Consider the following 21,123-nt stretch of genomic DNA (forward strand, 5'->3'; position numbering starts at 1 on the left):
CTTAGCCGCCGTCGGCCCTTGAGTCAGGTCGCGATTTTCTCTGACCTTGCAAGGCCAGGAATTGCTTGTAGCCTTTGCGGCCCATGCGAGCGCGTAACGCCTCGCGCGTCTCGGCCTCTCCGCATGCCGCGAGGATCTCGTCGAAGTGATCAGCCAAAATATCCTGAATTGCAGGGTCGTTGAAATATGCCTTCAACGAAATCCCGTCCGGCACGCTGGGAGCATCCATCAGGGTCCAGAAAGCATGTCCGTGGGTCGACACAAAATCCCGGGCACGTGAGGCCAGTTCGCGCACCATAGCACTTCGCCGCACGCGCGAACGCTGATGGGCGGCTTTGCTGAATGTCCTCAAGTTCGGCAAGGAGGGCTGCGCGCCATGCACGTTGCCTCCGTGAATTCGGTAGGCCGAAAGCGGAAGGTCTATGCAGGCCGAACCAGCCAAGGCATGCACGAACGGCATGAAATAGTTGTCGGTCGCGGCATTGCCGACCACAGCCAGGGATGGCTTGCATCGGACGAGATAATGCCGCTTGTACACGTTCGCCGTACCAGGCGACCAGTGCCAGCCGGGTTCGTGAGGCTCTATCACCGTGGACTGTTGCCCGAGCAGCTCGCGCTCCCGTCGTCCCAGAATCATGTGATCTGAGTGTGAACGGGGGAGATCAAGGGGGCTGCCCACTCTGCGGTGCAGCAACCATGCGAAACCAGAAGACAGCGGCCGCCCGGCATGATCGGTTTCAAGAACGCCGCCCGACGTGGCGCCGATCGTCGGGCAATCGCAATGAAGCTGGGCGTGAAAGGCCGCGAAGTTCGCGAACAGGAAATCGTCGGCGTCAACGATACAGACCAATTCGCCCGCCAGGCGATCCAGAACGTGAAGGAACGCGCCCATCTGGTGCAGGTTGTCATTCAGATATTCAAACGCCAGCCTGGGGTCGGTATTCTCGAATCGCGCGATGACATCGCGGCTGTCGTCGGTCGAGGCGTTGTCGAGGACAACGCATTCGAACTCGGCGTAATCCTGCGACAGAACGCTCGATATCGCCTGGCCGACATACTGGCCGTAATTGTGGTTGATGATGACGAAGCTGATCTTCGGCGCGGTCATTATCGCTTCCGTCCGATCCTCAGCGAGATGCGGACATCGCGCAACAGCGACTTCGAGAGGACGCGCATTGGAATTCGGCCTCCGAAACCGGCTCTGAGGATGGATCTTGCCTGGGCTCCGGAAAACCGGGCCAGCACCTCTCTGCCGAACCTCCTGGCCCCGAAAACAGACCTCAATTGCGGCGCGTTGCGCTTGAATATCTCGACCGCGATCTCGTCGCTGAAATAGTCGCGCAACCTGTCGGGGTTTTCTCGCGTGACCCGGTCCACGACCGGCCAGAACTCGCCTCCTAAAAGCCAGTCGAACCTTTCGCTTCCTTCGATCAGATACTTGACGCTTTCATATGTGAATTTCTGCAATTTGGCCGCGTATTCCCTGGTTCCGGTGCGAATGCCCTCCACGCTTTCGCCCGTGGCAAAATAATTGCTTGAATGCAGGCGATAGCCGGACAAGGGCATGTCGATCAGCGCGCTGCCGGCAACCGCATGGCATATCGTATTGAAATAGCCGTCGGCCGACGTCATCAAGGGTTTGCTGCCATCGTCCAACCGCAGCAGATGCAGGACCGAGGTGCGGAACATGTTGGCGCTGCCCGGCGCCCAGAACCAGCCGACGTGCGCACGCGGTATGGTCGCAGTGCTGGCGTCGAGGAGCCGGTATTGCGACGGGGAGACGGTCGGCAGCCGCAGCACGGTCCGCTCACCTCGCAGGCCTCGCTGCGCGCCCGGTCTGTTCAGCCGGAGTTGCTGGTACGAGGCCGTCAGGGCTGTGCCTGTCGAGTCCATCTCTGCGACGTTGGCCGAAGTGAAGCCGACGCTGCGTTGCAATGCCATATGCACCTGGATGTGCGTTGAAGCGTAGTTGTCGAACAGCACGTCGTCCGCGTCCACGAAGGTGACGAATCCGCCGTTCACCTTGTCCAGAGCCCACAGCGCGGCGCCGAGCTGGCCGTGGTTCTGCGCCAGCGCCTCGACCCGGAAACGTGGATCGCCTTCGACATGCCGGGCAATCACCTGCGCGCTGTCGTCGGTCGAGCCGTTGTTGATGACGATGCATTCGAAATGCGGATAGTCCTGTCTGCGTATGGAATCGATCGTCGCGCCGACATAGCCGCCGTAATTCCAGTTGATGACGACGAAGCTGACCAGCGGCGGCGACAGCGCGCCGCCGGCGAGCCCGTCAATGTCGCGGCCGGCGATCGTGAATGACTTGGCCGCGACGATCTCGCTCTTGCGAATGACGATCTGCTGGCCCCGGTGCAACAGCTCGTAATCCCCGGCGACCTGGCTCAGGAAAGCTTCTATCCCTGCCTGGGGACGCCTGGCCGTCGGCAGATCCGGCCTCCACCGGTAATCGTCCAGGATCATGACACCGTCATTGTCGAGCAGGTCCCAGGCCAGTCGGGCATCGCTGTAAACGGAGGTGGCGGAATGGTCGCCATCGACATAGACCACGTCATACAGCCGTCCTTCGCCGGCAAGGCCTGGCAGGATCGTCAACGAATGGCCTTTGCGTTTCTCGACCCGGCCGGCGAAGGGCTTAAGGTTGCGGTCGAAGCGTCGTTCGACCTCGGCCATATCAGATTCATGCTTCGAGCCAGGCTCGAGATGCTCTTCGCTGCCCTGGAAGCTATCCACGCAGGTAATGCGGGATTTTGGCAGGAATTGCAGGAAAAACAGCGCCGAACGCCCCTCGAACGAGCCGATTTCGAGCACAGCCGTCGCCGTGCCGGCCTTGTCGCCGAGAAGCTCCTCCCAAAGCTTCAGGTGATGGGAGGTCCAGTCATGGGTAAACTCTCCGTCGACAAAATAATCCATCCTTCCCCCATCAGCCCGGCGCTGAAGCGCGCGCGGCCAAGCCCATTTCGTCAGAACGAGACACTGTTCCAGCGATCGGAACCCCTTCCGGTCGCTTTGGACGGTTTGGCCGCGGTATCCTGATTGTCCTGAGCCCATTGCACAAGCGGCAATGGAACAATAGATGGTGCATGAGCATCCAGCAGATAGTGCGTGAGCATCCGCAGACGGTGCGTGAGCATCAATGGATGGGTGCGGGCGTGATCCCGACCTGACAGACTGCGTGAACAGACAGGAACAACCGCATGACCGATAAGCTCGCAGCGAAATTGACCGATCGCGTCGCGGCGCTCGTCGAGGCCGCCAGGCGCGCCGGCGCCGATGCGGCCGACGCGGTGGCGGTGCGCGGCCGTTCGGCCGGCGTGTCGGTTCGGCTGGGCAAGGTCGAAGGCACCGAATCATCGGAGAGCGAGGACGTGTCGCTGCGCGTCTTCGTCGGCCAGCGTGTGGCGAGCGTCTCGGCCACCGCCGCCGCATCCGACCCGAAGGCGCTCGCCGAGCGTGCCGTGGCGATGGCCAGGGTTTCGCCCGAAGACCCGTTCCAGGGCCTCGCCGACCCCGCGCTGCTTGCCCGCAATTTGCGCGATCTCGACCTCTTTGACCCGACAGAGGTATCGGCAGACGAGCTGAAGGAAGCTGCACTTGCCGCCGAAGCGGCCGCGTTGGCCGTCAAGGGCGTCACCAATTCCTCGGGCAGCAGCGCCGGCGCCGGCCTGGGCGGCCTGGTTCTCGCCACATCGCATGGCTTTGTCGGCCAGTACGTCGCCTCGCGTTTCTCGCGCTCGACCAGCGTCATTGCGGGTGAGGGAACGGCGATGGAACGCGACTACGAATTCTCGTCGCGCCAGCATTTCGCCGACCTCGACACGCCGGAAGAGATCGGCCGCAAGGCGGGCGAACGTACCGTTCGCCGCCTCGGCGCCCGCAAGGCGAAGACCGGCCCGATCGACGTGGTGTTCGATCCGCGCGTCGCGCGCGGCATAGCCGGCCATCTCGCCGGCGCCATCAACGGCGCCGCGGTCGCCCGCAAGACCAGCTTCCTGCGCGACATGATGGGTAAGCAGGTGGCGTCGGCCGCGATCACCGTCACCGACGAGCCTTTGCGGCGGCGCGGCCAGGCCTCGCGCCCCTTCGATGGCGAAGGCATCGAGGGCGAGAAGCTGCTGATGGTCGAGAAGGGCATCTTGAATCACTGGTTCCTGTCCACCTCGGCCGCGCGAGAGCTCGGGCTCGTCACCAACGGGCGAGGCTCGCGCAGCGGCTCGTCGGTTTCGCCGTCCTCGACCAACCTTGCCATCGAGCCCGGCGAGCGCTCGCCGGAAGATCTGATCGCGTCGTTAAAGAGCGGCTTCTATGTCACCGAGGTATTCGGCCAGGGCGTCGACATGGTGACCGGCGAATACAGCCGCGGCGCTTCCGGCTACTGGATCGAGAACGGCGCATTGGCCTATCCGGTCGCCGAGGTGACGATCGCCTCGAACCTGAAGGCCATGTTCCTCAACATGGTTCCGGCGAACGATCTCGACCGCAATTTCGGCACCGCGGCGCCGACGCTCCTGATCGAAGGGATGACCCTTGCCGGCGCTTGACCAATTGACCTCGAGCGAGGCCCGCGACGACCTCGCTTTGCTGCGCGATGCCGCCCGCGAGGCCGGCGCCATCGCCATGGGCTATTTCGGCAAGAACCCGCAGGTGTGGATGAAGGGCGGCACCTCGCCGGTGAGCGAGGCCGATCACGCCGCCGATACCTACCTGCGCGAGACCTTGCTCCGGCTGCGTCCGGATTATGGCTGGCTGTCGGAGGAGACCGCCGATGACCATGCCAGGCTGTCGGCCCGGCGCACCTTCGTGGTCGACCCGATCGACGGCACGCGCGGCTTTCTCGACGGCCTGCATTCCTGGTGTGTCAGCGTCGCAGTGGTCGAGAACGGGCGCTCGCTCGCCGGCGTGCTCGAATGCCCGGCCAAACGCGAGACCTATTGGGCGCTGCCGGGCGAGGGCGCCTATCTCAACGACAAGCGTATCTATGTGCGCCCGCTGGGCGAAAGCGTCGATATCGGCGGACCCAAGCCGCTGGTCGACTTGATGCCGCCGGCATGGCAGGACAGGCTGCGGCGGACGGCCTACATCCCTTCGCTTGCCTATCGGCTGGCGATGATCGCCGCCGGAAAGCTCGATGCGACCTTCGTCAAGCCGAGCGCGCATGACTGGGACATCGCCGCCGCAGACCTCATCCTTGCCGAGGCGGGCGGAGCATTGCTCGACCGCACCGGCAAGCCGCCGCGCTATGCCGGCGAGGTGATCAACCATGGTGCGCTCGCCGCAGGCAGCGGCGAGCTGCTCGGCGTGCTCGCCAGGGTGATCGCGGGGATTGACCAAGAGTGAGTCGGCCCGCAGTTCCAAAATCGGCTGCTTTGGGCTAAACGTTTCACAAAACTCATGAATCTGCGAAGGATCGGCATGGCCGTGGAAGACGGAAAGAAGCAGCTTTTGCACCTGGTGTTCGGTGGCGAGCTGAAAAAGCTGGGTGGAACCGAGTTTCGCGACCTGGACGCGCTCGACATTGTCGGCATCTATCCCGACTATCAATCGGCGCACGCCGCCTGGAAGGCGAAGGCGCAGGCAAGTGTCGACAATGCTCATATGCGCTATTTCGTTGTTCATCTGCACCGCTTGCTCGATCCAGAATCGAAGGTCGGCGGTTGACGTCGATGGAGCATGAAGCGGTGAAAGGGGCGACCCGGCCGCGCGCCGCCAGACGCGGCGGAACGCGCACGCTGTGGCGGCGCATCCGCGAGCCTCTGGCGCAGTCGAGTTTCGTCAAGAACTTCATCGCCAGCCTGTTCGCCTGGTTCTTGCGGTTGATTCGCGTCACCAGCCCGCTCGTCGAAGGCTCGACCCGGGTAGCCGGCGGCGCTTATGCGCATCTTGAGCCGGGCATCATCGCGCTCTGGCACGGCCAGCACCTTTTGACCCCTGCCTATTACCCCGAGGGCCGGCCGCTGGTCGCCATGGTTTCGCGCAGCGCCGACGCCGAGCTCCAGGCGCTGATGATCGAGAAGTTCGGCATCGAGGCGGTGCGCGGCTCCGGCGGCCGCGACAATTCTAGGCATTTGGACAAGGGCGGCGCCAAGGCCTTGATCGCGCTGAGGAAGGCGCTCGCCACCGGCAAGAACGTCGCCATGATCGCCGACATTCCGAATGGCACGCCGCGCGACGCTGGGCTTGGCATCGTTCTCCTGGCAAGGCTTTCCGGCCGGCCGATCCTGCCCTCGGCCATCGCCACCAGCCGCCGCAAGGTGCTGGAGAAGAGCTGGGACAAGACCACCATCAACCTGCCGTTCGGCCGCTCCGCGGTCATCGTGGGCCAGCCTGTCTTCGTGCCCGCCGATGCCGATGATGCCGAGATGGAGCGCAAGCGGCAGGAGGTCACGGCCTCTCTCAACGCCGCGACGGCTGAGGCTTATCGCCTCGTGGACGGCGGCAAATGAGCGAGCGCTGGGCGCGTGCGGCCCTGACTGCCTATCGCTATGCGGGGGCGGCCGCCTATCCGCTGATCGGCCCCTATGTCGCCTGGCGCGCCTCGCGCGGCAAGGAGGATCGTGTCCGCCGCCGAGAACGCTATGGCATCGCCGGCCGTCCCCGTCCGGAAGGACCGGTGATCTGGATCCATGCCGCAAGCGTGGGCGAGACGATCGCGGTGGTGCCGCTGGTCGAGAGCATCCTCGACTATGGCGTCAACATCGTTTTGACCACTGGCACCGTGACCTCGGCCAAGGTCGCCGAAGAGCGCCTCGGCAGCCGCATCATCCACCAATATGTGCCGCTCGATCTCAAGCCCGCGGTAAGCCGTTTTCTTGATCACTGGCGGCCGGAACTGGCGATTATCGCCGAATCGGAAATCTGGCCGATGACCATCCTGGAGCTTGGCGCCCGCAACGTGCCGCAGGTTCTGGTCAACGGCCGGCTGTCGGACCGCTCCTTCATGTCCTGGAAGAAGCGCGCCGGCGTTGCCGAGGCGCTGTTCGAGAATCTTGCCCACGTCATTGCCCAGTCGGATGTCGACGGCGAGCGGTTCCGCGCGCTGGGCGCCCGGCCGGTCACCGTTTCCGGCAACCTCAAGGTGGATACCAACCCGCCGCCGGTCGACGAGCGGGCCTTAGCCACCCTGCAGCGCCAGATCGGCGGACGTCCGACCTGGGCTGCGATCTCGACCCATGATGGCGAGGAGGTCGTGGCCGCGGAGGTCCATGCCAGCCTGCACAAGCGCCATCATGGGCTCTTGACCATCGTCGTGCCGCGTCACCCCGATCGCGCCGATGCGCTGGCCGCGCAGATTTCCGGCATGGGCCTGTCCGTGGCAAGGCGCGGCAAGGGCGACCGCATCTCCCACGATACCGACATCCTGCTCGGCGATACGATCGGCGAGATGGGCCTTTATCTGAGGCTGACCGAGATCGCTTTTGTCGGCCGCTCGCTGACTTCGCAAGGCGGCCAGAACCCGCTCGAGCCGGCGATGCTCGAAACCGCCGTGCTGGCGGGGCGTAACGTGCAGAATTTCCGCGAGGCCTATCAGCGCCTGCTCGACAGCGGCGGCGCCAAGCTGGTGCGAGACCGTGACATGCTGGCCGGCGCCGTCAATTTCCTTTTGACCAACGAAGTGGCGCGCCACGAGATGATGGCGGCGGGTGCCGCCACCGTCGACGAAATGCGCGGCGCGCTTGCCCGCACGCTGAAATCGCTGGAGCCCTATATCCAGCCTCTGGTCGTCAAGGCGCGCCTGAAAGGCGCAAACGGGCGCTAGATCATGACCCCAGAAATCGGAACCGATTTTTGGAAAAGTCCATGCGCGAAACCGAGACGCATGGAGCAGGCGCGATGACCAGCGAAGCGCCACCCTTCTGGTGGGAAAAGCCGGACTGGCGCGTGCTTGCGCTGTCGCCCGCATCGGCGATCTATGGGCTGGTCGCCGGCCGTCGCATGCGCCACGCGCCGCGCGAGAAGGTCGCAGCGCCGGTCCTGTGCGTCGGCAACCTTACCGTCGGCGGCAGCGGCAAGACACCGGTCGCCATCGCTTTGGCCAAGCAAGCCAGACGCATGCAGCTCACGCCAGGCTTCCTGTCGCGCGGCCATGGCGGCTCGTTCGCCAGGCCTCATGTGGTCGATGCGCATCACGACGCCGCCAAGCATGTCGGTGACGAGCCGCTGCTCCTGGCCGAGCATGCGCCCGTCGCGGTGACGGCCAACCGCGCCGCCGGTGCGAAGCTGCTCATCGAAGAACGTGGCTGCGATTTCCTGATCATGGATGACGGGTTCCAGTCGGCGCGCATCCATATCGACTATGCGCTGGTCGTGGTCGATGCCCGCTTCGGCGTCGGCAACGGCCGCGTTATCCCGGGCGGGCCGCTCCGCGCGAAGGTCGTCGACCAGCTGGTCTTCACCAGCGGCTTGCTGAAGATGGGCGAGGGGACCGCCGCCGACGGCGTCGTGCGCCAGGCGGCGCGCGCCGGCCGGCCGATCTTCCTGGCGCATGTCGAGCCGGCCGACCCGTCGCGTTTCGCCGGCGGCCGTTTCCTGGCCTTTGCCGGCATTGGCCATCCGGAGAAATTCTTCGACACGGTGCGCGTCGCTGGCGGCGAAGTGGCTCAGTCGCGTGCTTTTCCAGATCATCATTTCTATGCCCAGGACGAGCTTGCCGACCTCCTGGCGCTCGCCCGGCAGGAGGGGCTGCGCCTCGTCACCACCGCAAAGGACGCCGCGCGGCTGCGCCATGGCGAGATGCCTGCCGGTTTCCTCGCCCAGCTGGACGTGCTCGATATCGAGGCCGTGTTCGAGCTCGATCATGTGCCCGAACGCATCGTCGACGAGACGCTCGACGCCTGGCGCCTGCGCAAGATGCGGGGCTAATGCATGTCGCGCAAAAGTGTGCAGCGGTTTTGCGATAACGACATGCATGAAGACAAAGACTTAAAGGGGCGCGCCACCGTCAATTGCCGTTGATGAGGCGGCGGAAGTAGCGAACCGTTTCGCCGAGCCCATCCTCGAGAGCGACGCGAGGAGACCAATCCAGCGTCGACCGCGCCAGACCTATGTCGGGTTGGCGCTGGCGGGGATCGTCCTGCGGCAGGGCCTTGAACTCGATTTTGGACTTGCCGCCGACAAGGCTCAATACAAGTTCGGCCAGTTCCAGGATCGTGACTTCCGTCGGGTTGCCGACATTGAGGGGGCCCACGAAATCGTCGGGCGTAGCCATCATCCGAACCATCGCATCGACGAGATCGTCGACATAGCAGAAGCTGCGGGTGTGGCTACCGTCGCCGTAGATGGTTATAGGATCGTTCTGCAAGGCCTGGACGATGAAATTGCTGACCACCCGTCCGTCCGACAGGTGCATGCGAGGCCCGTATGTATTGAATATGCGTACCACCTTGATGGGTAGTTTCGACTGACGCCGGTAGTCGAAGAACAGCGCCTCGGCGCATCTCTTGCCTTCGTCGTAGCAACTGCGCGGCCCGATCGGATTGACGTGGCCCCAATAGGCCTCGGTCTGGGGATGGACTTGCGGATCGCCATAGACCTCGGATGTCGATGCCTGAAGGATCCTGGCCCCCGAAGCGCGTGCAAGATCGAGCATGTTGATCGCCCCATAGACGCAGGTCCTGGTCGTCTCGATCGGAATGCGCTGATAATGAACAGGCGAGGCCGGACAGGCGAGGTTGAAGATTTCATCCGTTACGACTTTGAGAGGCACGGTAACGTCGTGCCTCAGAAACTCGAAATGTGGATTGCCCAGAAGATGACCGATATTTTGCGCCGAGCCGGTGGAAAAATTATCGGCACATAGTACCTGCCGGTCTTGTGCCAGCAGCAGGTCGCAAAGATGCGAGCCGATAAAGCCGGCCCCACCCGTCACAAGAACCTTCACAACAAACCCCCGTACCCGTCGCCCTTTGCTGTCTATAGCCCCAGAAAGGCGAAAGTGTCAGCACTGAAACGACGGAGTGGGACCATCGATGGGGAGGGAAGAAGTGGCTACGGCTATCCTGCGCGCCGCATCGCCTGCAGGAATCGCCTCGTCGCGCTCGACATTGAGCTTGCTTTCGAAGTCGAAATGCCAATCCCTGTCGCGCAGCGCGGAAGTCGAGGCGTCGCCGCGCCGGATTTTCTGGTCGAGGTCGGCAAGTGATCGCGACCAATAGTGATTGATCCTCAGGATATCGAACTGGGGAGGCATGCCGGGCGCGATGGTCCGTCGACGGGTGTCCATCCCTTCGCCGGACAGGAATTTCGACTGATGGACGCCCACTCTGTAGACCATGCGCGGGTTGAGGATTGTCTTGACCGTCGTGATGTCCGGCCCGGCTCGCATCGTATAGGCCTCGACCACCGGCCGTTCTGGTCGCTCCGCTTGGCCGGAGGAGCCATAGAAAGCTTGCCAGACGCAAACGCCTGGCAGGTCGCGATAGTCCCTCAGAACCGAGGGTACGTCACGTCCGTCGGGCGCGAAAAGAAACTCATCGATGTCGAAGAATCCGATCCACAACGCTTCGCGCCAGCGCCTGCGGATGCAGTCCCTATAAGCCGACAGCTGCCCCACCGGCCGCGGCCAGTCGACCAGCGTAACCAGGCCCTCCTGAATGAACGGATTCAATACGGCTTTGAAGTCGTCGGTCGAGAAGTTGTTGTAGAGATAGAAATGCTCGAATCCCACATTCTGATGGAACCTGATCCATTCGGCCAGGAACGGCGCTTCCTCGCGGAAGACGGCGCAGGCCGTCAGCTTGAATCGGGGCGCCCTCGACACCGCCCGATCGCGCCATCTCGCGCGCATGACAAGCGGCATGCGAAGAAGTGTCTTGAGAGATTTCCTGAAGTTTTTCAATGTAGTACCCTGAGCGGTCGAGCTTGGCTGCCAAGCGCCATGGGCTCGCAAGGCTTATCCGCGCTTGCGCAATTCCGGGTGCATCTCGATCTCGCGGGCAAGCGACACCGCGGCGTTCACATAGGGCTCCTGCCGGGCGACGCTCCAATATTTGAGCTCGTCGAGCGGAATGTTCTCGCCCGTCACCGCACAGCGCACGAAGGAGCCGGGACTGGTGACTTGGAAGTCGCCGTCGAGATAACGGATCCGGGCTTCCCTGCCGCCCGGGCCTTCGAAACGGTTCATCATGAAAGGACGCTGCAGTTCATCGAGTTTCAATCGCCATAAATCGCAAGCAACGTCAAGCTTGACGCAATGCTCATCCGGTATGGCTGCAGCGACAAATGGTTCCCGGAGCCCCGGCATGAACATCACTCCGCCCCGCTTGAACACGCTGATCAATGAGGCGCTCACCCCGCATGCGATGCCTTCGCCGAAGGCCGATCCGGCGACGGCGGCTTTGATCAAGACGCTGGTCCAGCCGCCGGCGCCATCAATGATGCAGGCGGCGCAGTTCGCTGCGCAGGCGCTGCAGAGCGCACAGCCGCGCCCTGCCGTCCAGGCATCGCAACGCCTGTCGTCCTCCGAGGCCGAGGACGCTTACCGGGCCGTCATGGAGCCCGATGCCGCCTCAGGCGATGCGCCGGCAAGATCTTCGACGGGCAGGGCGGCGACAGATACCGATCAGGCACCGCGCGGCTTCGCCTCACCGCAGGCAGCGGTCGCCGACAATGCGCCCAGGGCCGCGGTCACTCCGCCATTGTCCACATTTTCGCCGGCCGTCGCTTCCGCCGCGATGCTGGTCGCGGCCAACGCCAATGCACCGCAGCCTCGCGGCGCCGCGGTTCGTCCGGCTGGTCACGCGCCGCGATCCGATTCTGTTGCGGTATCGCTCTGGACGATCTCGGTCGTCACGGCCGTCGTCTCGGCGGTGACGGCAACGATTATGGTGCTCTTGCTTCGATAAGCCCGCTCAAACGCCGTCCTGAAGGAAAGCCTCGAGCTTTTCCGGAGCAAGCCCTGCCTGTTCGGCGATGCGCCTGGCAAGGTCCGCCGCTGCCGCGCGCGGCCGGCCGACCGGGCGGTCCATCCAGTAAGACACCGGATTGAGCGCGACGCGCTCGTCGACGGCAACGATGCGGCCGGATTGGAGTTGGTCTGCCGTCAGCGGTGGCCGCGCCAGCGCTATGCCCAACCCATGCGCGGCCGCATCGAGCACCAGATTATAGTCCTCGAAACGCCGGTCCTGCGGACGCGGGCGATAGTCCATGTCCTGCGCCGCGAGCCAGGCGCGCCAGGCGGATGCGTCGGAATCGTTGATCAGCGGGAATTTCAGCAGCCGGGCAGGGTCGCCTCGTCCGATCTCCTTCGCCAGCTCCGGCGAGGCGATCGGGAAAATATGCTCCTCGAATAGCTGCACCGAGATGCGGCCCGGAATGCGGCCGCGCCCGCAGCGCACCGAAAGATCGATGCCTTCGTCGGCGAGATCGGCCTGGCGGTTGTCGACGTCAAGCACGATGCGCAGCTTGGTCGGATGGTTCTCCAGCGCGGCCATGCGCGGCATCAGCCACAGCCCGCTCACCGACGGGATCGAGGCCAGCCGCACCACGGCCGTGCCGCGCGGCTCGACCCAGCGGTCGGAGTTGAACGAGATCAGCGCGAAGGCCTCGGCGGTCCTCAAATGCAGCCGGTTGCCCTCGATCGTCAGCGTCACGCCACGCGCGTTGCGCTCGAACACTTTCAAGCCAAGCCAGTCCTCCAGCTTGGCGATCTGGCGGCTCACCGCGCCATGAGTGAGGTTGAGCTTTTCAGCCGCCGCGGAAAAACTCCCCATGCGCGCCGCCGCATCGAAGGCACGCAGGGTTTCAAGCGGCAGTATCTGGTCAGAGCTGTGATCCATGCTCACAGCTGACCCTCGAATTGGTCGTTTGTCAATTGGCCGGCAATGGCGTTCTCATGCATCCATGACGCAGAAAGACGAGGCTACGGCAATGAGCGCTTACACCGGCACGTTGAATGAGACACGGCGCATGGACACCACCGCCGCAGTCGCGGTGACGCTGACGGTCATCGGCTGGGCTTCGGCTTTCCCGGCGATCCGCGCCGGCCTTGCCGCCTTCCAGCCGTTGGAGCTCGGCGCGCTGCGCTTTGCCATCGCCGCGGTTCCGGCCGCCATCTTCCTCGCGGTGAAGCGCCCGGCACTGCCCCGAGTGGACGAGCTGTGGCGCTTCGGCTTCGGCGGCGCCATCTTCGTCGCGCTCTACACCGCGATGCTCAATTTCGGCGAGCTGACCGTCTCGGCGGGTGCGGCTGGCTTCATCATCAATGTCAGCCCGATCTTCACCGCTATCATGGCGATGGCGCTGCTCGGCGAGCGCTTCTCGGGGCTTGCCTGGCTCGGCACTGTCATTTCCTTCGCCGGCATCGGCATCATCGCGGTGGCCGACGGGCACGGCCTTCATTTCAACGCCGGCGCGCTGCTGGTGCTGGGCTCCGCGCTCTGCTCCGCCGTCAATACCATTGTGCAGAAGCCGCTCTTTGCCCGTCATCATCCTCTGACGATATCCGCTTCCAACATGGTGCTCGGCGCGCTCTGTCTGTCGCCCTTCCTGCCCGAGGCTTTTTCGCAGGCAGCGGTCGCCGACACTGCCGGTCTTGGTGCCGTCATCTACCTCGGCATCGTTCCCTCGTTGATCGCTTATGCCGCCTGGGCGACCGCACTGTCCCGCCTGCCTGCCGCGCGCGCCTCGAACTTTCTCTATCTCGTCTCACCGACCTCCGCCTTGATCGGCTTCTTCTGGCTGGGCGAAGTGCCGTCGCTGCTCGGCATCCTCGGCGGCGCGCTGGCGCTGGGCGGCGTGATCGTTGTGAATTTGAAGCGTTAGTTCAAAAGTTTACGGCCGTTTCCGGGCTCGAACTGAAAAGTTGAATGCGGCTACCGGCGGCCCCTGTGACGCAGGCGCAAGGCAAGCTATCCTGATCCGCCTTGACGGAGGGGATAGGGTGGGAAGAGGGTTCATTGCCGCGGTTGGCTGTTTGCTGCTGCTAAGCCAAAAAGCCTTCGCGGGCTGGTATCAGGTGGAGAACTACGAAGGTTCCATCGGACCGAACCCGGTTCACGTCTCTCTGCAGCGCTATGCCAGCTTCGGCAGCGGCATCAGTGTCAAGGGAAGCTATTTCTACGACGCCAAGCAAAGCCCAATCGCGATCTACGGCAAGGCGGAGGGCTCAAAGCTCACGCTGTGCGAGATCGCGGACGACCAGGAATTTCAACGCGTCCTCGTCATGGGGTCGAAAACACCCGTCGACACCACCGGATGTCCTTTCTCTATCGAGATCAGTGAAAGCGGCGCGGCGGGAAGCTGGAGCAAAGGCGTGGACAAATTTCCCGTTACGCTCAGAAAGGTCGCGAGTCTTGACAATACAGGCGACCTGAAGATCGACGGGACCGTCGAAATTCCCTTTTGGGCTGAGACGACCCGCGACAGATTTGCGGGGATTTACACGAAGTCCGACGCCGGCATCTGCATGACGAAAATGCTGGTGATCAACAAGAAGAAAAAGAAGGCCGTTCAGGAGATCGGCTTCGACGATGAGGACTGCAACGCCGGTATGTCGACGACGCCCATTTATATGAACGTGCAAAAATGGGTGGAGGCAGGCAAGGACATCATTTCGGTGGAATTTGGAGGCGGCAAATTCGCAGGCGCGAACGACTATGTTCTCAACCCGAAGACAGGAAAATACCACCTCAAGAAATGATATTTAGCGTATGGCGCCGACCCTTGCTGTTGCAACGAGCCAGGGGACGCTCACCGCCGCCCGAACAGCCTTTCGATATCGGCGAGCTTGAGCTCGATATAGGTCGGGCGGCCGTGGTTGCAGGTGCCGGATCCGGGCGTCGCCTCCATCTGGCGCAGCAGCGCGTTCATCTCCTCGGCCTTGAGCAGCCGGCCCGAGCGCACGGAACCATGGCAGGCCATGGTCGCCGCGATCTTGTCCAGCCGCTCCTTCAGCGTCTCGACCGTGTCGTTGTCGGCGATCTCGTCGGCGAGATCGCGCACCAGCTGCTGCACATTCGTCTCGCCCAGCATCGACGGCGTCTCGCGCACCGCCACCGCACCGGGACCGAAGCGCTCGAGGCCCAGGCCGAATTTGGCGAGCGTCTCGGAATGCATCGCCAGCCGCTCGGCATCCTCTTCCGGCAGGTCGACGATCTCGGGCAGGAGCAGCATCTGCGACGGCACGGCGCGAGAATGCAGCGCATTCTTCAGCGCCTCGTAGACCAGCCGCTCATGCGCGGCATGTTGGTCGACGATGACGAGCGAATCCCTCGTCTGGGCGACGATATAGTTCTCATGCACCTGCGCGCGCGCCGCGCCCAGCACCATGCCGAGCAGCGCTTCGGCCGGTTCGGCCATGCCGGCGCGGACATCGGCGCTGGCGAGCGGCCCGGCGTCGAACGCCGCCTGCTCGTTCTCGGCGAAGCCGTTTCGTGGCGCCCGTGCTTCGCCCATGTCGAGCGGCCGCTGCGCCGAGCGCAACGGGTCGAAGCCTCCGGAGGCGGAAGCGTGATAAGCGGCCTCGTAGCTGCGATGGCCGTTGGCCGGGCCGGCATGCGAGTAGGGCGCCTCGCCCGGCCGGAATGCCGCCATCATGCCGGCGGCGCCCGTCGTCGCCGCGCGGATGCCGGCGCCGGCCAGCGCCTCGCGGATGGCGCCGACGATCAGCCCGCGCACCAGGCCGGGATCCCGGAAGCGCACATCGGCCTTGGCGGGATGGACGTTGACGTCGACCGTCGAGGGATCGAGCGACAGGAAGAGCACTGTCACCGCATGCCGATCTCGCGGCAGCACGTCGGCGAAGGCGCCGCGGATCGCGCCGGCGATCAGCTTGTCGCGAACCGGCCGTCCATTGACATAGGCATATTGCTGCAGCGCATTGGCACGCGTGTAGGACGGGATCGAGACGTGGCCGGCAAGGTGAACTCCCTCCCGCGCGGCATCGATGGCAATGGCATTGTCCGGGAAATCCTTGCCCATCACTTGCGCGACGCGGGCAAGCCGGCCCTCCGGCGTGTCGCTGGTTGCGGGCAGTTCCAGCGTCGAGCGGTCGGCGCCGGCCAGCGTGAAGCGGACAGCGGGAAAGGCGATGGCGATACGCTTCACCACGTCGCTGGTGGCCGAGCTTTCGGCGCGCTCGCCCTTCATGAATTTCAGCCTGGCCGGGGTGGCGAAGAAAAGGTCGCGCACCTCGACCGTGGTGCCCCGGTTTGCCGCCGCCGGCTTCACCGCCGAGACGCGCCCGCCGTCGATGCCGATCTCGGCCGCGCTGTCGCCGCCAGCCGTGCGCGAGCGGATCGACAGCCGCGCCACCGAGCCGATCGAAGGCAGCGCCTCGCCGCGGAAGCCGAGCGAGCGGATGTCGTGGATGCTGTCGGAAAGCTTGGAGGTGCAGTGGCGCGCGACCGCCAGCGCCAGTTCCTGTTCCGGAATGCCCGAGCCGTCATCGGTGACGCGGATGAGATTGAGCCCGCCGCCGGCGGTGACGATCTCCACGCGCGAGGCTCCTGCGTCGAGCGCATTCTCGACCAGCTCCTTCACCACGCTCGCCGGACGCTCGATGACCTCGCCGGCGGCGATCTGGTTGATCATCGTTTCGGAAAGCTGGCGGATGGGCATGAGGCGATTATAGGCGGATTCGGATGGCGTGGGCAAAAGCTGCACGTAATTATGGAGAGGCTAGCGGGACAGCACCCCCTCTGGCCTGCCGGCCATCTCCCCCGCAAGGGGGAGATTGGCTGTGTCATCGCCTCGCTCTTCTGCAACGTACGAGATTGGCGAGGGCCTGCGTCAAGTCTGATCTCCCCCCTTGCGGGGGAGATGTCCGGCAGGACAGAGAGGGGTGTGAAGGATCGCTACGACGGCGATTGCCCGACGATGATGCAAATCTAAGCCTGCGCCACCAGCCAGTCCCTGACCCTGCGCGCATTCTCGCTGAGGTCGCGGTTCTTCGGCCAGATGACGTGGAAGCCGATGCCGGTCCGCATGACATGATCGGTCACCGGCACCAGCAGCCCTGATGCCACCAGCCGCTCGACCAGATGCCGCCAGCCGAGCGAGATGCCTTGTCCCTCCATCACCGCCTGGATCACCAGGGCATAGTCGTTGATGCGCAACCCGCGTTCGGCATTGCGCAGGCTGGTTCCGGCCGAAGCGAACCATTCGTCCCAGTTCGGCGCCTCGCGATAGGGCTCCTCGAGATGGATCAGCCGGTGCGTTGCCAGTTCCTCGACCGTCTTAGGCTTGCCGAATTTGGCGAGATAGTTCGGGCCTGCGACCGGGAAGATCTCTTCGTCGGAGAGCGACAGCGAGTGGTAGTCCGGCCAGTCGCGCGGCACGCCGCCGCGCACCCCGAGCGGAATCCCCTCGGCGATGATGTCGAGGTCGCGGTCGGCGGTCTGGATGCGCAGATCGATGCCCGGCAGTTCGTCGCGGAACTGCTGCAGGCGCGGCATCATCCAGAACGAGCCGAAAGCCGTCGAGGCGGCTAACGTCACGTGCCCGCCGGTCGCCTGCAGGCGCAGGTCCTCCGCCGACTTGCGGATATGCGACAAGCCGAGCGAGACGTCGGCATGGAAGCGCTCGCCGGCTTCCGTCAGAAGCACCTGGCGGTGGCGCCGCTGGAAGAGCTTGGCGCCGAGCTGCTCCTCCAGGCCGCGAACGGCATAGGAAACGGCGGCCTGCGTCATGCCGAGCTCGCGCCCGGCGGCAGTGAAGCTCGACAGCCGGCCGGCGGCTTCGAAGACGATGAGGCTGCCGGCGGAGGGCAGGAGGTGGCGCAGGCTTCGCATAAGGTGAACTTATACAGAAGATCAGGATTTTCCAGCGTCACAGCCATATTTTGCCTCGCTAACGTGAGTGGCGGGAAGAAGGAGCCTCCATGAACGCACCGGCCGTTGAATTGACCGAACAGACCCACCGCCGCGGCGGCGGCCGTCTTGGCCGCAAGGCGCTGAGAAGCGCGCCGATCGCGTCCTTCCCCACCCTTGTGCGCAAGATCCCCGCCTATGAGATCGTGCCCGACGAGGCGGTGGAGTTGATCCACGAGGAATCGCTCAAGATCCTCGAGGAAGTGGGGTGCGAATTCCGCGACGACGGGGCGATCGAGCTCTGGAAGGCCGCCGGCGCCGATGTCAGGCAAACGCGCGTCCGCATCGACCGCGCACTCCTGATGGAACTCGTCTCGAAAGTTCCGCCGGAATTCACGCTCAACGCGCGCAATCCGGAGCGCACGGTGCGCGTCGGCGGCAAGAACTCGATCTTCGTGCCGATGTATGGCGCTCCCTATATCCGCGACCTCGACAACAAGCGCCGTTACGGCACGCTCGCCGACCTCAACAATTTCCATAAGATGGCCTACATGGCGCCGGCGCTGCATTCCTCGAGCTCGGTCATCTGCGAGCCGATGGAAATCGCGGTGCCGAAGCGGCATCTCCACATCATCCATTCGGCGCTGAAACATTCCGACAAGCCGTTCATGGGCATCGTCACGTCCAAGGAGCGCGCCGAGGACACGATGGCGATGGCTGGCATCGTCTTCGGCGAGGACTTCGTGCGCGACAACCCGGTGCTGGTGGCGATCACCAACTGCAATTCGCCGCTGGTCTGGGACGCCACCATGATCGACGCCATGCGGGTCTATGCGAGCCACAACCAGCCGCTGATCCTGGCGCCTTTCGCGCTATGCGGCGCCTCGACCTCGGCCTCCGCCGTCGGCGCGGTGGCGCAGGTCAACGCCGAGGCGCTCGCCGGCGTGGCGCTCACTCAGCTCATCCGGCCCGGCTCGCCGCAGCTTTACGGCCAGTTCATGGTCACCGTCGACATGAAGACCGGCGCGCCGATGGGCGGCACGCCGGAAGCGGCGCAGATGATGTATCTGATGGGCGCCCTGGCCAGGAAATACAAGCTGCCCTGGCGCACCTCCGGCTTCCATGTCGGCTCCAAGCTCAATGACGCCCAGGCCGGCTATGAGGCGAACATGCTGATGCATGCCGCGATCCTTTCCGGCGCCAACTACATCTGGCATTCCGCCGGTTGGCTGGAGGCGGGCCTCACCTGCGGCTATTCGAAATTCGCCACCGACTGCGAGCAGCTGGTCGGCTGGTACAAATATGCCGGGGGCGTTCCCTTCGACGATTTCAAGGAAGCGATGGCGGCAATCCGCGAGGTTGGTCCGCAAGGGCATTTCCTCGGCACGCAGCACACTCTCGAGCATTTCGAGAGCGCCTTCTTCATGCCCAACATCATGGACTTCAATTCCTTCGAGCAGTGGAGCGCCGAAGGTGCCAAGGATCATGACACGCGCGGCCGAGAAAAGGCGCGCGCCATGCTCGCCGACTACCAGGAGCCGAAGCTCGACGAAGGCATCGCCGAAGGTCTCAGGGATTTGATCGCCCGGCGTGAGGAAAAGCTGCCGGACAGCGTTAGTTAATAGACGAAAGTTCAAGCAAAAGGGCAAAAGACCCGCTCAAACCAATGGGAGAAAGAGAATGACACTGTTCAGAAGCAATGGCGACCGGGTTCCGGCCGCTATCGAAGCGATGGCCGAGGAGGCGCGGGCAGGGCGTGTCGACCGGCGCGAATTCCTGGCTCTGGCAAGCGCTTTCGGTGCATCGACGGCTTTCGCCTATGGCATGCTCGGCCTTGCCGCGCCGACCAAGGCCCTTGCCGATGAGCCCAAGAAGGGCGGTACGCTGCATGTCGCGATGTCGGTCAAGGCGCAGAAGGATCCGCGCACCTATGACTGGACGGAGATGGCAAACGTCACCCGCACGTGGCTGGAACCGCTGGTGCGCTACACGCACCAGTTCACTTTCGAGCCGGTGCTGCTCGAAAGCTGGGACGTCAATGACGACGCCACCGAATACACGCTGCACCTGCGCAAGGGCGTGACCTGGAACAATGGCGATGCCTTCAACGCCGATGATGTGGTCTTCAATCTGAACCGCTGGTGCGAGAAGGGGGCGTCCGGCAATTCCATGGCGGCTCGTGTCGGCGCGCTTATCGATGCCAAGACTGGCAAGGCCAAGGACGGCGCGATCACCAAGGTCGATGACCACACGGTCAAGCTGAAGCTCAACGAAGCCGACATCGCCATCATCCCCGGCCTCACCGACTATCCGGCCCTGGTCGTGCACCGCGACTTCGACAAGGACGGCGCCGACCCGATCAAGAAGCCGATCGGCACCGGAGCTTTCGAGCTGGTGTCCTATTCGGTTGGTCAGATGGCGGTCGTCAAGCGCCGCGAGAACGGCAAGTGGTGGGGCGGCGAAGCGCCGCTCGACGGGGTCGAGTTCATCGACTACGGCACCGACTTCAACGCCACGCTGAATGCCTTCGATTCCGGCGAGATCGACCTCGACTTCGAAACGCCGGCCGACTACATCGACCCGCTAGACAAGATGGATCTGGTGAAGTCGGAGGTCGCGACGGCGACCACGCTCGTTGCCCGCACCAACATCACGCATAAGCCCTATGACGACAAGCGGGTGCGCAACGCGCTGCAGATGGCGGTCGACAACAACCAGGTGATGCAGCTCGGCTATAATGGCCGCGGCACGGTCGGCGAAAACCACCATGTCAGCCCGATCCATCCTGAATACTACCCGCTGCCCAAGAAGGAGCGCGACGCCGCCGGCGCCAAGAAGCTGATGGCGGAGGCAGGTCAGGCCGATTTCGAGCATGAGCTGATCACGGTCGAGGACGAATGGCAGAAGAACACCGGCGATGCGATTGCCGGCCAGCTGCGCGACGCCGGCATCAAGGTGAAGCGCACGGTGCTGCCCGGCTCGACCTTCTGGAACGACTGGACGAAATATCCTTATTCGATGACCATCTGGTACATGCGCCCGCTCGGCGTGCAGGTGCTGGCGCTCGGCTACCGCACCGGCGAGGCCTGGAACGAGACAGCCTATTCCAACCCGGAATTCGACGCCAAGCTCAAGGATGCGCTGTCGCAGATCGACGTCGCCAAGCGCAAGGAGGTGATGAAGGATGTCGAGGCGATCCTGCAGGATTCCGGCGTCATCATCCAGCCCTTCTGGCAGAAGCTCTACTGCCACATGAACAAGAAGGTGAAGAACTATTCGATGCACCAGACCTACGAAATGGACTTCCAGAACGTCTGGCTGGATACCTGAGCGCGACTGGACTTCATGAGCCGCAAAAAAGCCGGTA

The 21,123-nt window shown here is 63.8% G+C and carries 19 protein-coding genes; 11 read left to right on the plus strand and 8 right to left on the minus strand.

Going from position 1 to position 21,123, the window contains the following annotated elements; all coding sequences use genetic code 11:
- Position 1: 1 nt before the first annotated feature.
- Together LB520_RS10090 and LB520_RS10095 are read right to left on the minus strand one after the other, a co-directional pair.
- Positions 2–1,108: a glycosyltransferase family 2 protein gene (locus tag LB520_RS10090; protein ID WP_224637385.1), complete on the minus strand. Its 1,107-nt coding sequence runs from the start codon at positions 1,106–1,108 to the stop codon at positions 2–4.
- Positions 1,108–3,063, minus strand: coding sequence for a glycosyltransferase (locus LB520_RS10095; protein WP_224637386.1), 1,956 nt, complete (start codon positions 3,061–3,063; stop codon positions 1,108–1,110). Before LB520_RS10095 ends, LB520_RS10090 begins: the two co-directional genes overlap by 1 nt.
- A gap of 146 nt (positions 3,064–3,209) precedes the next feature.
- Here LB520_RS10095 and LB520_RS10100 point away from each other — a divergent pair, with 146 nt between their 5' ends.
- The 6 genes from LB520_RS10100 to lpxK all read left to right on the plus strand — a co-directional run bounded on the left by LB520_RS10100 (position 3,210) and on the right by lpxK (position 8,871).
- Positions 3,210–4,553, plus strand: a complete 1,344-nt coding sequence (locus tag LB520_RS10100) for a TldD/PmbA family protein (protein ID WP_224637387.1) — start codon at positions 3,210–3,212, stop codon at positions 4,551–4,553.
- On the plus strand, positions 4,540–5,349 hold the full coding sequence (locus LB520_RS10105; RefSeq protein ID WP_224637388.1) for a 3'(2'),5'-bisphosphate nucleotidase CysQ: 810 nt from the start codon (positions 4,540–4,542) through the stop codon (positions 5,347–5,349). The genes LB520_RS10100 and LB520_RS10105 overlap by 14 nt, the downstream gene beginning before the upstream one ends.
- 75 nt (positions 5,350–5,424) lie before the next feature.
- Positions 5,425–5,670, plus strand: coding sequence for a DUF4170 domain-containing protein (locus tag LB520_RS10110; RefSeq protein WP_041002569.1), 246 nt, complete (start codon positions 5,425–5,427; stop codon positions 5,668–5,670).
- Between the two features lie 5 nt (positions 5,671–5,675).
- Entirely contained in the window at positions 5,676–6,455 is a 780-nt protein-coding gene (locus LB520_RS10115) for a lysophospholipid acyltransferase family protein (RefSeq protein ID WP_095767821.1), read from the plus strand.
- On the plus strand, positions 6,452–7,768 hold the full coding sequence (gene waaA, locus LB520_RS10120) for a lipid IV(A) 3-deoxy-D-manno-octulosonic acid transferase (protein ID WP_224637389.1): 1,317 nt from the start codon (positions 6,452–6,454) through the stop codon (positions 7,766–7,768). Before LB520_RS10115 ends, waaA begins: the two co-directional genes overlap by 4 nt.
- A gap of 74 nt (positions 7,769–7,842) precedes the next feature.
- Positions 7,843–8,871, plus strand: a complete 1,029-nt coding sequence (gene lpxK, locus LB520_RS10125) for a tetraacyldisaccharide 4'-kinase (protein ID WP_224637437.1) — start codon at positions 7,843–7,845, stop codon at positions 8,869–8,871.
- A gap of 79 nt (positions 8,872–8,950) precedes the next feature.
- Here lpxK and LB520_RS10130 read toward each other — a convergent pair whose 3' ends face one another.
- From LB520_RS10130 to LB520_RS10140, 3 genes are read right to left on the minus strand one after another with little or no spacing between them, the layout of a single operon-like run.
- Positions 8,951–9,889, minus strand: a complete 939-nt coding sequence (locus LB520_RS10130) for a UDP-glucuronic acid decarboxylase family protein (RefSeq protein ID WP_224637390.1) — start codon at positions 9,887–9,889, stop codon at positions 8,951–8,953.
- Between the two features lie 57 nt (positions 9,890–9,946).
- Positions 9,947–10,897: a glycosyltransferase family 92 protein gene (locus LB520_RS10135; protein WP_224637391.1), complete on the minus strand. Its 951-nt coding sequence runs from the start codon at positions 10,895–10,897 to the stop codon at positions 9,947–9,949.
- A gap of 3 nt (positions 10,898–10,900) precedes the next feature.
- Entirely contained in the window at positions 10,901–11,134 is a 234-nt protein-coding gene (locus LB520_RS10140) for a DUF2093 domain-containing protein (RefSeq protein ID WP_040986608.1), read from the minus strand.
- 115 nt (positions 11,135–11,249) lie between these two features.
- On the opposite strand from LB520_RS10140, the gene LB520_RS10145 reads away from it, so the two are divergent.
- Entirely contained in the window at positions 11,250–11,852 is a 603-nt protein-coding gene (locus tag LB520_RS10145; RefSeq protein ID WP_224544762.1) for a hypothetical protein, read from the plus strand.
- A 6-nt stretch (positions 11,853–11,858) separates the two neighbouring features.
- On the opposite strand, the gene LB520_RS10150 is transcribed toward LB520_RS10145, so the two are convergent.
- Positions 11,859–12,785 carry a LysR substrate-binding domain-containing protein gene (locus LB520_RS10150; protein ID WP_095767816.1) on the minus strand — a complete coding sequence of 309 codons (927 nt, stop codon included), beginning with the start codon at positions 12,783–12,785 and terminating at the stop codon, positions 11,859–11,861.
- Positions 12,786–12,876: 91 nt separating this feature from the next.
- Between LB520_RS10150 and LB520_RS10155 the strand changes: the two genes are divergently transcribed.
- Together LB520_RS10155 and LB520_RS10160 are read left to right on the plus strand one after the other, a co-directional pair.
- Positions 12,877–13,770 (plus strand): DMT family transporter, encoded by an 894-nt coding sequence (locus tag LB520_RS10155; protein ID WP_224637392.1) that lies wholly within the window; start codon positions 12,877–12,879, stop codon positions 13,768–13,770.
- Between the two features lie 118 nt (positions 13,771–13,888).
- Positions 13,889–14,647: a hypothetical protein gene (locus LB520_RS10160; RefSeq protein WP_224637393.1), complete on the plus strand. Its 759-nt coding sequence runs from the start codon at positions 13,889–13,891 to the stop codon at positions 14,645–14,647.
- 50 nt (positions 14,648–14,697) lie between these two features.
- Here LB520_RS10160 and mutL read toward each other — a convergent pair whose 3' ends face one another.
- Positions 14,698–16,566 carry a DNA mismatch repair endonuclease MutL gene (gene mutL, locus LB520_RS10165; protein WP_224637394.1) on the minus strand — a complete coding sequence of 623 codons (1,869 nt, stop codon included), beginning with the start codon at positions 16,564–16,566 and terminating at the stop codon, positions 14,698–14,700.
- Positions 16,567–16,835: 269 nt separating this feature from the next.
- Positions 16,836–17,738 carry a LysR substrate-binding domain-containing protein gene (locus tag LB520_RS10170; protein ID WP_095767813.1) on the minus strand — a complete coding sequence of 301 codons (903 nt, stop codon included), beginning with the start codon at positions 17,736–17,738 and terminating at the stop codon, positions 16,836–16,838.
- Between the two features lie 89 nt (positions 17,739–17,827).
- Here LB520_RS10170 and LB520_RS10175 point away from each other — a divergent pair, with 89 nt between their 5' ends.
- Complete coding sequence (locus LB520_RS10175) at positions 17,828–19,378, plus strand: trimethylamine methyltransferase family protein (RefSeq protein ID WP_140840959.1); 1,551 nt, start codon at positions 17,828–17,830, stop codon at positions 19,376–19,378.
- Between the two features lie 58 nt (positions 19,379–19,436).
- Positions 19,437–21,086, plus strand: a complete 1,650-nt coding sequence (locus LB520_RS10180; RefSeq protein ID WP_224637395.1) for an ABC transporter substrate-binding protein — start codon at positions 19,437–19,439, stop codon at positions 21,084–21,086.
- The last annotated feature ends 37 nt before the right edge of the window (positions 21,087–21,123 follow it).

Origin of the sequence: Mesorhizobium sp. CA12, assembly GCF_020165255.1 — a bacterium.
Lineage (GTDB): Bacteria > Pseudomonadota > Alphaproteobacteria > Rhizobiales > Rhizobiaceae > Mesorhizobium.